The sequence below is a fragment of the Mycobacterium cajalii genome (assembly GCF_045809005.2).
Classification (GTDB): Bacteria; Actinomycetota; Actinomycetes; order Mycobacteriales; family Mycobacteriaceae; genus Mycobacterium.
In genome coordinates, this window is record NZ_CM141436.1 from 2,470,886 (window position 1) to 2,483,345 (window position 12,460).

Consider the following 12,460-nt stretch of genomic DNA (forward strand, 5'->3'; position numbering starts at 1 on the left):
GTAGCCCCGCCGACGATGCGGGCCGCATGATGCGGCCGGTTGAGGAGCGGGGCAGTCGGCTGCGGCCTTGCCCGCGCACGCGGTGTGAGCAGTGCAACTCTCCCAGGGGGGACCCGCGGTGGACCGACGCCCGGAATTGCGTCACACTGGTGTTGTGAAAATCCGAACCGGCCACGAGGCCGCCGCGTGCGCCGCAGCGGTGTCCGCGGCGTCGCAGGATGGTCACACCCGCCGGGCGATCGTTCGGTTGCTGGTGGAATCCGGATCGATCACCGCTGGCGAGATCGGCGAGCGGCTCGGCCTGGCGGCGGCCGGCGTGCGGCGTCATCTCGACGCGCTGATCGAAGCCGGTGACGCCGAGTCCGTCCCCGCCGCGGCATGGCAGCAGGCCGGGCGGGGGCGCCCCGCCAAGCGCTACCGGCTGACCGGGGCGGGCCGGGCCAAGCTGGAGCACGCCTACGACGACCTGGCGGCCGCGGCGATGCGGCAACTGCGCGAGGTCGGGGGCGAGGCGGCGATCCAGACGTTCGCCCGTCGCCGCATCGATGCCATCCTGACCGGCGTCGAGGCGGCGGGCAGCTTGGAGGACGCCGAGGTCGAGGCGGCCGCCGCGCGCGTCGCCGGCGCGCTCACCAAGGCCGGCTACGTCGCCACCACCGCGCGGGTGGGCGGGCCGATCCACGGCGTGCAGATCTGCCAGCACCACTGCCCGGTGTCGCATGTCGCCGAGGAGTTCCCGGAGCTGTGCGAGGCCGAGCAGCAGGCGATGGCCGAAGTGCTCGGGACCCACGTGCAGCGGCTGGCGACCATCGTCAACGGCGACTGCGCCTGCACCACGCACGTACCCCTGACCCAGTCACCGAGCAAGGCGCACAGCCCGCGCCGTGCCGACACCACGAGCATCAAAGGAGCGTCCGTATGACCCTCGAGGCCGACAAGACCGTCGCACCGCTCACCCAGGAGGAGACCATCGCCTCGCTGGGCCGCTACGGCTACGGCTGGGCGGACTCCGACGTCGCGGGGGCCAGCGCGCAGCGCGGCCTGTCCGAGGCGGTGGTGCGCGACATCTCGGCGAAGAAGAACGAGCCCGAGTGGATGCTTCAGACGCGGCTCAAGGCGCTGCGCATCTTCGACCGCAAGCCCATGCCGTCGTGGGGGTCGAACCTGGAGGGCATCGACTTCGACAACATCAAGTACTTCGTGCGCTCCACCGAGAAGCAGGCCGCGAGCTGGGACGACCTGCCCGCGGACATCCGCAACACCTACGACCGGCTGGGGATTCCGGAGGCGGAGAAGCAGCGACTGGTCGCCGGGGTGGCCGCCCAGTACGAATGCCTGGCAGGTGAGACCTTGGTCTGGACCGCGAACCGGGGCCAGATTCCGATCAAGGAGATCGAGTTCGGCGATTACGTATTCGCGTACGACGAGGGCGCCGAACGATTCGTCGTGGCCCCGGTCAAGGCCGCCGCACAGACGGACACCCGGCTCACCTACACGGTGCAGACGACGCGCCGCAGTGTCCGCGCGACCGGTAACCACCCCATGCTGGTATTGCGGGACGAGCGCAAGGACGGGCGGCAGCGCGCCCGCTTCGCCCGGCGATGGGTGACGGTGGATGAGATCAAGCCGGGCGACTTCATCGGCGTGCCGCGGCGTATTCCCGAGTTCGGCGTCACCGCGGAACTTCCTGGCGTGGCCGGGTTGGATGTCCCTCGGGTCAGCTCTGTCGACTTGATGTGGCTGCTTGGTCTTTACATCGGCGACGGCAACCTGCACCTCTCACCGAAGACCTATCGAGTGCAGTTCGCGGTTCCCGCCACCGACGTCCGATTGCGGGCCGAGGTGACTCGCGTCGTCGGGGAGCTATTCGGACTCCGTTGTATCGAGGCAGACGACTACCGGATCGTCGTCAACTCAAAGGCCTTGACGGAGTGGATCGTTGCATTAGGGTTCGGCGGGGTGTCGCTGACCAAGCGGGTGCCCGACTGGGTCTATGGCTTGCCGGTTGAGCAGCGGCTGGCCTTTCTCGGCGGCTGGGTCGACGCCGACGGGTACGTCGGCCCGGCGAGCGGCGACTCAGTGTTGCTGACTTGTGCCAATGAAGCGTTGCTCGGACAAGCGCGCGAACTGGCCGAATTGTCCGGTCTGCGCGCGGGTGGTCCGTGGGCGTTCAGTCAACCGTATCGGCATGCCCCGGAGCGCACCCAGACTGCCTGGCGCCTCGGTATTTCCGGTGACTTCGAGCGGCTCGGCTGTCGCAACCCGAAGCGGACGGACCGCTTCGGCCGTCGCCGCTACTTGCATTCCTCGAACGGCGCACACGGGACGACGATCCGGGCGCACACCAACGACTGGCTCGGGTTCGAGCGGGTCAAGTCGATCGAGCCGCACACCGTCGAGCCGGTCTTCGACGTCGAGGTGGACGGACCGCACAACTTCGTGGCCGAAGGTCTCGTGGTGCACAACTCCGAGGTGGTCTACCACCAGATCCGCGAGGACCTCGAGGCCCAGGGCGTCATCTTCATGGACACCGACACGGGCCTGCGGGAGCGCCCCGAGATCTTCCAGCAGTACTTCGGCACCGTGATCCCGGCGGGGGACAACAAGTTCTCGGCGCTCAACACCGCGGTGTGGAGCGGTGGCTCGTTCATCTACGTGCCGCCGGGCGTGCACGTCGACATCCCGCTGCAGGCCTACTTCCGGATCAACACCGAGAACATGGGCCAGTTCGAGCGGACGCTGATCATCGTCGACGAGGGCGCCTACGTGCACTACGTCGAGGGCTGCACCGCGCCGATCTACAAGTCGGACTCGCTGCACTCCGCGGTGGTCGAGATCATCGTCAAGCCCGGTGGCCGCTGCCGGTACACCACGATCCAGAACTGGTCGAACAACGTCTACAACCTGGTCACCAAGCGGGCCCGCGCCGAGGCCGGCGCCACCATGGAGTGGGTCGACGGCAACATCGGCTCCAAGGTCACGATGAAGTACCCGGCGGTGTGGATGACCGGCGAGCACGCCAAGGGCGAGGTCCTGTCGGTGGCGTTCGCCGGTGAGGGTCAGCACCAGGACACCGGCGCCAAGATGCTGCACCTGGCGCCCAACACGTCGAGCAACATCGTGTCCAAGTCGGTGGCCCGCGGCGGTGGACGCGCCTCCTACCGCGGCCTGGTGCAGGTCAACAAGGGGGCGCACGGCTCCAAGTCCAGCGTGAAATGCGATGCGCTGCTGGTCGACACGATCAGCCGCAGCGACACCTATCCGTACGTCGACATCCGCGAGGACGACGTCACGATGGGTCATGAGGCCACCGTGTCCAAGGTCGGCGATAACCAGTTGTTCTACCTGATGAGCCGCGGGATGACCGAGGACGAGGCGATGGCGATGGTGGTGCGCGGCTTCGTCGAGCCGATCGCCAAGGAGCTCCCGATGGAGTACGCCCTGGAGCTCAACCGGCTGATCGAGCTGCAGATGGAGGGTGCGGTCGGATGACCGCCACAGGAACGACGGGCGCGCTCACCAAGGGTGAGCTGTTCGCCTCCTTCGACGTCGACGCCTTCGAGGTCCCGCACGGCCGCGACGAGCTGTGGCGGTTCACCCCGCTGCGGCGGCTGCGCGGCCTGCACGACGGCTCGGCGCCCGCCACCGGCGGCGCGCGGATCGACGTCGACGAACGGCCGGGCGTGCGGACCGAGACCGTCCGCCGCGACGACCAACGCCTGGGCCAGGCCGGGGTTCCCACCGACCGCGTTGCCGCGCAAGCCTTTTCGTCGTTCAACTCCGCGACGCTGATCACCGTCGGGCGGGACATGCAGATCGCCGATCCGGTCAACGTCACGGTGACCGGGCCAGGCCAGGGCGCGGTGGCTTACGGGCATCTGCAGGTCCGGGTCGACGAACTCGGCGAGGCGGTCGTGGTGATCGACCACCGGGGCAGCGGAACCTACGCCGACAACGTCGAATTCGTGGTCGGCGACGCGGCCCGGCTCACCGTCGTCTGGATCGCCGACTGGGCCGACGACGCGGTGCACGTGTCCGCCCACCACGCCAGGCTGGGCAAGGACGCGGTGCTGCGCCACGTCGCCGTCACCCTGGGCGGGGAGCTCGTGCGGATGTCGGCCACCGTGCGCTTCGCCGGTCCCGGCGGCGACGCCGAGCTGCTGGGCCTGTACTTCGCCGACGACGGCCAGCACCTGGAGTCGCGCCTGCTGGTGGACCACGCCCAGCCGGACTGCAAGTCCAACGTCCTGTACAAGGGTGCGCTGCAAGGGGATCCGGACTCCGCGCTGCCCGACGCGCACACCGTCTGGGTGGGCGACGTGCTGATCCGCGCCGAGGCCACCGGCACCGACACCTTCGAGGCCAACCGCAACCTGGTGCTCACCGACGGGGCGCGCGCCGACTCGGTGCCCGACCTGGAGATCCAGACCGGCGAGATCGTCGGCGCCGGGCACGCCAGTGCCACCGGGCGTTTCGACGACGAGCAGCTGTTCTACCTGCGCTCCCGCGGCATCCCGGAGGAGCAGGCGCGCCGGTTGGTGATCCGCGGGTTCTTCGGCGAGATCATCTCCAAGATCGCCGTGCCGGACATCCGGGAACGCCTGACCACCGCCATCGAACACGAACTCGAACTCACGGAGAAGACGAAAGCTTCATGACGACACTGGAAATCAAGGGCCTGCACGTCAGCGTCGACAACCCCGACGCCCCCGAGGGGGAGCGCGAGATCCCCATCCTCAACGGTGTGGACCTCACGGTGAGATCCGGCGAGACGCACGCGTTGATGGGCCCCAACGGCTCGGGCAAGTCGACGTTGTCCTACGCGATCGCGGGTCACCCGAAGTACCGCGTGACCTCGGGATCGATCACGCTGGACGGCGAAGACGTGCTGGCGATGAGCGTCGACGAGCGCGCCCGGGCCGGCATCTTTTTGGCCATGCAGTATCCCGTCGAGGTGCCGGGGGTGTCGGTGTCGAACTTCCTGCGCTCGGCGGCCACCGCCGTGCGCGGCGAGGCCCCCAAGCTGCGGCACTGGGTCAAAGAGGTCAAGGCGGCGATGGGTTCGCTCGAGATCGACCCCGCGTTCGCCGAGCGCAGCGTCAACGAGGGCTTCTCCGGCGGCGAGAAGAAGCGCCACGAGATCCTGCAACTCGAGCTGCTCAGGCCCAAGATCGCCATCCTCGACGAGACCGACTCCGGGCTGGACGTCGACGCGCTGCGCGTGGTCAGCGAGGGAGTGAACCGCTACGCCGAAACCGGCTGGGACGATGGCACCGGCCAGTCGGTGCGGGGGGGCGTTCTGCTCATCACCCACTACACCCGCATCCTGCGCTACATCCGCCCGCAGTTCGTCCACGTGTTCGTCGGCGGCCGCATCGCCGAGTCCGGCGGCCCGGAGCTGGCCGACGAACTCGAGCGCAGCGGCTACGTGCGCTTCACCGAAGCGGCCGCAGCGGGGGCCTGACCCGTGGCGACCCCGACGCGGCTGGACGTCGCGGCCATCCGCGCCGACTTCCCGATCCTGCAGCGCGTCATGCGCGGCGGGAACCAGTTGGCCTACCTGGATTCCGGGGCGACCTCGCAGCGTCCGCTGCCGGTGCTCGACGCCGAGCGGGAGTTCGTGCTCACCTCCAACGGCGCGGTGCACCGCGGCGCGCACCAGCTGATGGAGGAGGCCACCGACGCCTACGAGCAGGGCCGCGCCGACGTCGCGGCGTTCGTCGGCGCCGACCCCGACGAGCTGGTCTTCACCCGCAACGCCACCGAGGCGCTCAACCTGGTGTCCTACGTGCTGGGCGACAACCGGTTCGAGCGCGCAGTCGGTGGCGACGACGGTGATGTCATTGTCACCACCGAGCTCGAGCACCACGCCAACCTGGTGCCGTGGCAGGAGCTGGCCCGCCGCACCGGCGCCACCCTGCGCTGGTACGGCGTCACCGACGACGGCCGTATCGACCTGGATTCGCTGCGGCTCGATGATCGCGTGAAAGTCGTTGCCTTCAGCCATCATTCGAACGTGACCGGCGCGGTGGCTCCGGTGGCCGAAATCGTCGCCCGGGCCAGGGCGGTGGGCGCGCTGACCGTGCTGGACGCCTGCCAGTCGGTGCCGCACCAGCCGGTCGACCTGCACGCGCTGGGCGTCGACTTCGCGGCGTTCTCCGGGCACAAGATGCTGGGCCCCAACGGGATCGGCGCGCTGTATGCCCGCCGCGAGCTGCTGTCGACGATGCCGCCGTTTCTCACCGGCGGCTCGATGATCGAGACCGTGACGATGGAGAGCTCCACCTACGCGCCCGCACCGCAACGCTTCGAGGCGGGCACCCCGATGACCTCCCAGGTCGTCGGGCTGGGCGCGGCCGCGCGGTACCTGGGTGCGATCGGCATGGACGCCGTCGAAGCCCACGAGCGTGAGCTGGTCGCCGCGGCCCTCGAGGGCCTGTCGGGGATCGGGGGTGTGCGCATCATCGGGCCCACCGCCATGGCGGACCGCGGCTCCCCGGTCTCGTTCGTCGTGGACGGGGTGCACGCGCACGACGTCGGGCAGGTGCTCGACGACGAGGGCGTCGCGGTGCGCGTCGGGCACCACTGCGCGATGCCGCTGCACCGCCGGTTCGGGGTGGCGGCCACCGCGCGCGCGTCGTTCGCGGTGTACAACACCGTCGAGGAGGTCGACCGTTTGGTGGCCGGCGTGCGGCGGGCGCTCGATTTCTTCGGGGGTGAATGACGTTGCGGCTCGAGCAGATGTATCAGGAAGTGATCCTCGATCACTACAAGCATCCGCAGCACCGGGGCCTGCGGGAGCCGTTCGGCGCGGAGGTCTTCCACGTCAACCCGACGTGCGGTGACGAGGTGACCCTGCGGGTCGCGCTGTCCGAGGACGGCGAGCGCGTCGCCGACGTCTCCTATGACGGGCAGGGGTGTTCGATCAGCCAGGCGGCGACCTCGGTGCTCACCCAGCAGGTGATCGGCCAGAGCGTCCCGGAGGCCCTCGAGACGATCGCCGCGTTCACCGAGATGGTGTCCTCCCGCGGCACCGTCGAGGGCGACGAGGACGTGTTGGGTGACGGGATCGCCTTCGCCGGCGTCGCCAAGTACCCGGCGCGGGTGAAGTGCGCGCTGCTGGGGTGGATGGCCTGCAAGGACGCGCTGGTCCAAGCCAGCGAAACTGTCAAGGAGGTTGGGTGATGAGCGAGACCACCGCGCCGGATGACGAACTGCTCGCCGACCTCGAGGAGGCGATGCGCGACGTCGTCGACCCCGAGCTGGGCATCAACGTCGTCGACCTGGGCCTGGTCTACGGCCTCAACGTCGTCGACGAGGGCGACGAGGGAACCGTCGCCGTCATCGACATGACGTTGACGTCGGCGGCCTGCCCGCTGACCGACGTCATCGAGGACCAGTCGCGCATGGCGCTGGTCGGCAGCGGCCTGGTCAACGAGCTGCGGATCAACTGGGTCTGGAACCCGCCGTGGGGCCCGGACAAGATCACCGACGACGGCCGGGAACAGCTGCGGGCCCTCGGCTTCACGGTCTGAGCCGGCCACGCCCCGAGCAGCCCCCTACAGGTGGAAGGGGAAGTGGGGCAGGTGCAGGTGGTGATGATGGTGGCCGCCCATCGGCGGGCACGCCTGCAGGCTGATGGTCGTCGCCCGCAGCACGCCGTCGCTGTCGGCGCCCTGGGCGCCCAGGCAGCGGCCGTTGGCGATCGCCGCGGTGTTGGCCACCGTCTGCTTGCGGTAGGAGGTCGCGTTCACGACGGTCACCGTGGTGGGTGGCCTGCCGCCGGGGCCGCCCGCAACCGAGATGGTGTTGCCTGACACCGAGGCGACGCTGCCGTAGAAGCCGGCGGGCGGTGGGCAGGTGCCGGCCCCGTCGACGGCCGGGGTGATCGTCACGGATTCCGCGTGACGGCGCCACCGGACGCGGCGCTTTGCGGGGTGGCGCGCACGTTGACGCAGCTGCCGGGGGTGACGTCGGCCAGCCGGGCGGGGGTGACCTCGACGACGCGCGTCGCCGGCGCGAAGTCGACCCTTGCGCTGCCCGTTCGGGTCCGCAGGGCTATCACGTTGCCCGACACCGACTCGACCAGGCCCTCGACGTAGTCCCTGTCGGCCGGCGGTGGCGGCGGTGCCGCGCTCGGCGGGGCAGCCGGCGGGGCGGTCGCAGTCACGCTGCGCTTCGCGGCCTTGCCGCCCGCCGGGTGTGTGGTGCCGCACATGGCGAGGCACACCGCGACGACGACGCCGAGGACGGCGACGATCGCGAGGTGGGCCACTCGGGGTTTCACCGGGATGGTGGGCACCGACGTCTCTCCGTTCGCACGTCGATACCCGGTGCGGGCGCGGCACTTGCTATCGCGCCCGCACCGGGCGGGACGAATCTCAGGCGGCTGCGGCCTGCGTGTGCCGCGGCTATCCGCCCTGGCCGGGCTGCGCGGCCTTGCCGCACTTGCCGTCGACGGCCTCGCGCAGCTTGATGCTGGTCGCCTGCAGCGTGCCGGCGCTGTCCTTGGTGCCGCGCGCCTTGATGCACTTGCCCTGCGTGATCGCGTCGCTGGTGGCTTCCGCCTGCTTGGAGTACTTGGTCTTGTCGTCGACCGTCACGGCCGTCTGCACGGGATTGCCGGCGGCGTCGTTGGTCGTGACGTTGATCGTGTTGTTGGCCACCGACGCCACCGTGCCCCGGACCGGCATCGGCTTGGTGGGCGCCGGCGTCGCCGAGCCGGACGGCGCCGGGGCGCCGGAGGCGGGTGCGGACTTCGGGCGCTGCGGGCATTTGCCGTCGACGGCGGGCTTGACGCGCACCGACGCCGCGGTGACCGGCTGCCCGGCCTCGGCCTCGGCCTTGGTGGGCCGCACGGTGACGCAGCTGCCGGTGGTGACGTCGGTCAGGGCCGCCGGGGTGATCTCGGTGATCTTGGTGGTCGGCGTGTAGTCCACGGTGGCGTTGGAGTCGTCCTTCTGGGTGACCTGGACCGCGTTGCCCGCCACCGACGCGACCAGCCCGCTGACCCTGGCCTGACCCTCGGCCGGCGGGGCGGTGGTCGTGGAGGTCTCGGTGGACGTGGAGGTGGAGGTCGACGTCGATGTCGACGTCGAGCTCGACTTGTTCGACGAGGTGCAGGCGGCGATGGAGAGCGCGGTGGCTCCGGTGACAGCGAGGACAGCGAACCGGGTGAGTCGAGGGGACTGTGGGCTGACAGATATCAACGTTTCTCCAATCGTGGTTTTGGCACCAACGTTTGGGGTGTACCCGTTGAAGCTGAAAGTAACCTGTGCGTAACAACTCAGAAGGCGTCTTCGGCAACGCGCATGAGGTCGCCGTCGAGGGAGTCGACGACGCTGCGCAGGGCACTCAGCCTGGGCAGCATGTTCCTGGCGAAGAAACCCGCGGTGGCGATTTTGCCGCGATAGAAAGCCGCGTCAGTAGCGTCGGCCCGGTCGAGCGCGGCGCGCGCCGCCCCCGCCTGCACCAACAGGCGCCACCCGATCAGCAGGTCGCCCACCGCCAGCAGGTAGCGCACCGAGGCGAGTCCCACCTTGTAGATCTCGGTGGGGTGCTCCGCGGCCGCCATCAGGTACCCGGTCAGCGCGCCGGTCATCGCCGTGACGTCCTCGAGCGCGGTCTGCAGCAGCCGCGCGTCCGGTTTGAGCGCCTCGTCGCAGGTGTCGATGGTCGCAGCGATGCGGGCGGTGACGAAGCGCAGCGCCTCGCCCCGGTCGCGGACGATCTTGCGGAAGAAGAAGTCCAGCGCCTGGATGGCGGTAGTGCCCTCGTAGAGCGAGTCGATCTTGGAGTCGCGGATGTACTGCTCGAGCGGGTAGTCCTGCAGGAAGCCCGATCCGCCCAGCGTCTGCAGCGACTCGGTCAGGACCTCGTAGGCGCGTTCGGAGCTCACCCCCTTGACCACCGGCAGCAGCAGATCGTCCACGCGGTGGGCCATCTGGTGATCCGCTCCCGAAACATGTTGTGCCACAGCATCATCCTGGTGCGCAGCGGCATACATGTACAGCGCGCGCAGGCCTTCGGCGTGGGCCTTCTGCGTCATCAGGCTGCGCCGCACGTCGGGGTGGTGGATGATCGTGACCCGCGGCGCGGTCTTGTCGGACATCTGGGTGAGATCGGCGCCCTGCACCCGCTCCTTGGCGAAGGCCAGCGCGTTCAGGTAACCGGTGGACAGGGTGCCCGCGGCCTTGACGCCGATCGTCATGCGCGCGTGCTCGATCACGGTGAACATCTGCGCGATCCCGTTGTGCACGCCGCCCACCAGGTAGCCGACGGCGGGCACATCCGTGGCGCCGAACGTCATCTCGCACGTCGGGGACGCCTTGATGCCCATCTTGTGTTCCAGCCCGGTGGCGTAGACCCCGTTGCGGGGACCGAGCGCGAAGGTGTCCGGGTCGAACAGGAACTCCGGCACGTAGAACAGGCTCAGCCCCTTGGTGCCCGGGCCGGCGCCCTCGGGCCGGGCCAGCACGAGGTGGAAGACGTTCTCGGCGGTGTCGCCGACGTCCCCGCCGGAGATGAACCGCTTGACGCCCTCGATGTGCCAGGTGCCGTCGGGCTGCTCGACGGCCCTGGTGCGGCCCGCGCCGACGTCGGAGCCCGCGTCGGGCTCGGTGAGCACCATGGTGCCCTCCCAGCCGCGCGCCAACCCCTCGGCCGCCCACCGGCGCTGCTCGTCGGTGCCCACCTCGTACAGGGCCTGGGCCATCAGCGAGCCGAGGCAGAAGAAGGTGACGGCGGGGTTGGCGCAGATCATCATCTCGTTCACCGCCCAGGTCAGCGGCGGCGGGGCGGGCGTGCCGCCGATCTCTTCGGCCAGGCCCAGCCGCCACCAGCCGGCCTCTTTGATCGCGTCGATCGACTTGGTCAGCTCGGCGGGCACGCGGATGGTGTGGCGCTGCGGGTCGAACACCGGCGGGTGACGGTCGGCGGAGGCAAACGACTCGGCGAGGGGCCCCTCGGCCAGGCGGGCGGCCTCGGTCAGGATCGTCCGGACGGTGTCCTCGTCGAGGTCGACGTAGCTCCCGGCGCCGAGGACGGCGCCCACCTCGAGCACCTCGAACAGGTTGAACTCGAGATCACGGACGTTCGCGATGTAGTGGCCCAAGGTGGTTCCCTTCACCGGCGGACACCGGCCCAGTGTCTCCGAGCACGCAAAGGTACGCAACCGTAACCGCGCGGGAACACAACCTCCACCGGCCGCGTTGGGCCGGGTGTGACAACTATGGAACTCACTGCCGAGAAATTCAACGAAACGATCGAGGGCAACGACATCGTGCTCGTCGACTTCTGGGCCTCGTGGTGCGGGCCGTGCCGCCAGTTCGCGCCGACGTTCGAGGCGTCGTCGGAGAAGCACCCCGACATCGTGCACGCCAAGGTCGACACCGAGGCCCAGCAGGAGCTGGCGGCGGCCGCCCAGATCCGGTCCATCCCCACCCTGATGGCCTTCAAGAAGGGCATGCTGCTGTTCAACCAGCCCGGGGCCCTGCCGCCGGCGGCGCTGGAGGACCTGGTGCAGCAGGTCAAGGCCTTCGACGTCGAGGCCGCTCAGGCGGCCCAGCCCGAGCAGAGCTGAGCCGCCCGGCGCGCCGGGTCGCGGCCGGGTGCCGGGGTCCGCGCTACCGTTCACGGGTGAGTTTGGTTCTGGTGGAGCAACCGCGGCCGGGCGTCGCGCTGGTAACCCTCAATCGGCCCGAGCGGATGAACTCCATGGCGTTCGACGTCATGGTGCCGCTCAAAAAGGCCCTCGAGCAGGTCAGGTACGACAATTCCGTGCGCGTGGTCGTGCTGACCGGGGCGGGCCGGGGCTTCTCCTCGGGCGCCGACCACAAGTCCGCGGGCACGGTGCCCCACGTCGACGGGCTGACCCGCCCGACCTACGCGCTGCGCTCGATGGAGGTCCTCGACGAGGTCATCCTGGCCCTGCGCCGGCTGCACCAACCGGTGATCGCCGCGGTCAACGGCCCGGCCATCGGCGGCGGCCTGTGCCTGGCCCTGGCCGCCGACATCCGCGTGGCCTCCACCGGCGCGTACTTCCGCGCCGCGGGCATCAACAACGGTCTGACCGCCAGCGAACTGGGGTTGAGCTACCTGCTGCCCAGGGCGATCGGGTCCTCGCGTGCCTTCGAGATCATGCTGACCGGCCGCGACGTCACCGCCGAGGAGGCCGAGCGGATCGGCCTGGTGTCCTGTCAGGTACCCCAGGACCAGCTGTTGGACACCTGCTATGCCATCGCCGGGCGGATCGCGGCGTTTTCCCGGCCGGGGACGGAGTTGACCAAGCGCACACTGTGGAGCGGGCTCGACGCCGGTAGCCTGGAGGGGCACATGCAGGCCGAGGGTTTGGGACAGCTGTTCGTCCGCCTGCTCACCGCGAACTTCGAAGAAGCGGTCGCCGCGCGCAAAGAGCGCCGGCCGGCGGTTTTCACCGACGACAAATAGGCAAGGGGCACGA

General features: G+C 69.6%; 10 protein-coding genes and 2 pseudogenes. 9 read left to right on the plus strand and 3 right to left on the minus strand.

Annotated elements, in window-relative coordinates; genetic code table 11:
- The first annotated feature begins 118 nt into the window (after positions 1-118).
- The 7 genes and pseudogenes from ACJ512_RS11880 (at position 119) to ACJ512_RS11910 (ending at position 7,535) form a co-directional block, all read left to right on the plus strand.
- Complete coding sequence (locus tag ACJ512_RS11880) at positions 119-922, plus strand: helix-turn-helix transcriptional regulator (protein ID WP_407686332.1); 804 nt, start codon at positions 119-121, stop codon at positions 920-922.
- Positions 919-3,492 (plus strand): Fe-S cluster assembly protein SufB, encoded by a 2,574-nt coding sequence (gene sufB / locus ACJ512_RS11885; RefSeq protein ID WP_407686333.1) that lies wholly within the window; start codon positions 919-921, stop codon positions 3,490-3,492. The genes ACJ512_RS11880 and sufB overlap by 4 nt, the downstream gene beginning before the upstream one ends.
- Positions 3,489-4,658 (plus strand): Fe-S cluster assembly protein SufD, encoded by a 1,170-nt coding sequence (sufD, locus tag ACJ512_RS11890; protein WP_407686334.1) that lies wholly within the window; start codon positions 3,489-3,491, stop codon positions 4,656-4,658. Before sufB ends, sufD begins: the two co-directional genes overlap by 4 nt.
- Positions 4,655-5,464: a Fe-S cluster assembly ATPase SufC gene (gene sufC / locus ACJ512_RS11895; protein ID WP_407686335.1), complete on the plus strand. Its 810-nt coding sequence runs from the start codon at positions 4,655-4,657 to the stop codon at positions 5,462-5,464. The genes sufD and sufC overlap by 4 nt, the downstream gene beginning before the upstream one ends.
- A 69-nt stretch (positions 5,465-5,533) precedes the next feature.
- Positions 5,534-6,724 carry a cysteine desulfurase gene (locus tag ACJ512_RS11900; protein WP_461480119.1) on the plus strand — a complete coding sequence of 397 codons (1,191 nt, stop codon included), beginning with the start codon at positions 5,534-5,536 and terminating at the stop codon, positions 6,722-6,724.
- Positions 6,721-7,210, plus strand: a pseudogene (gene sufU / locus ACJ512_RS11905) (Fe-S cluster assembly sulfur transfer protein SufU). The gene ACJ512_RS11900 and the pseudogene sufU overlap by 4 nt, the downstream one beginning before the upstream one ends.
- Complete coding sequence (locus ACJ512_RS11910) at positions 7,185-7,535, plus strand: metal-sulfur cluster assembly factor (RefSeq protein WP_407686337.1); 351 nt, start codon at positions 7,185-7,187, stop codon at positions 7,533-7,535. The pseudogene sufU and the gene ACJ512_RS11910 overlap by 26 nt, the downstream one beginning before the upstream one ends.
- Before the next feature lie 24 nt (positions 7,536-7,559).
- On the opposite strand, the pseudogene ACJ512_RS11915 reads toward ACJ512_RS11910, so the two are convergent.
- The 3 genes and pseudogenes from ACJ512_RS11915 to ACJ512_RS11925 all read right to left on the minus strand — a co-directional run bounded on the left by ACJ512_RS11915 (position 7,560) and on the right by ACJ512_RS11925 (position 11,113).
- Positions 7,560-8,287 (minus strand): annotated as a pseudogene (locus tag ACJ512_RS11915) (DUF5666 domain-containing protein).
- Between the two features lie 124 nt (positions 8,288-8,411).
- The gene (locus tag ACJ512_RS11920) at positions 8,412-9,209 is read right to left on the minus strand and encodes a DUF5666 domain-containing protein (RefSeq protein WP_407686338.1); all 798 of its coding nucleotides are present in this window, start codon (positions 9,207-9,209) and stop codon (positions 8,412-8,414) included.
- Positions 9,210-9,286: 77 nt separating this feature from the next.
- Positions 9,287-11,113, minus strand: coding sequence for an acyl-CoA dehydrogenase (locus ACJ512_RS11925; RefSeq protein ID WP_407686358.1), 1,827 nt, complete (start codon positions 11,111-11,113; stop codon positions 9,287-9,289).
- Positions 11,114-11,221: 108 nt separating this feature from the next.
- Here ACJ512_RS11925 and trxA point away from each other — a divergent pair, with 108 nt between their 5' ends.
- Positions 11,222-11,581: a thioredoxin gene (gene trxA, locus ACJ512_RS11930; protein ID WP_407686339.1), complete on the plus strand. Its 360-nt coding sequence runs from the start codon at positions 11,222-11,224 to the stop codon at positions 11,579-11,581.
- Positions 11,578-12,447, plus strand: coding sequence for an enoyl-CoA hydratase (locus ACJ512_RS11935; protein WP_407686359.1), 870 nt, complete (start codon positions 11,578-11,580; stop codon positions 12,445-12,447). The genes trxA and ACJ512_RS11935 overlap by 4 nt, the downstream gene beginning before the upstream one ends.
- The last annotated feature ends 13 nt before the right edge of the window (positions 12,448-12,460 follow it).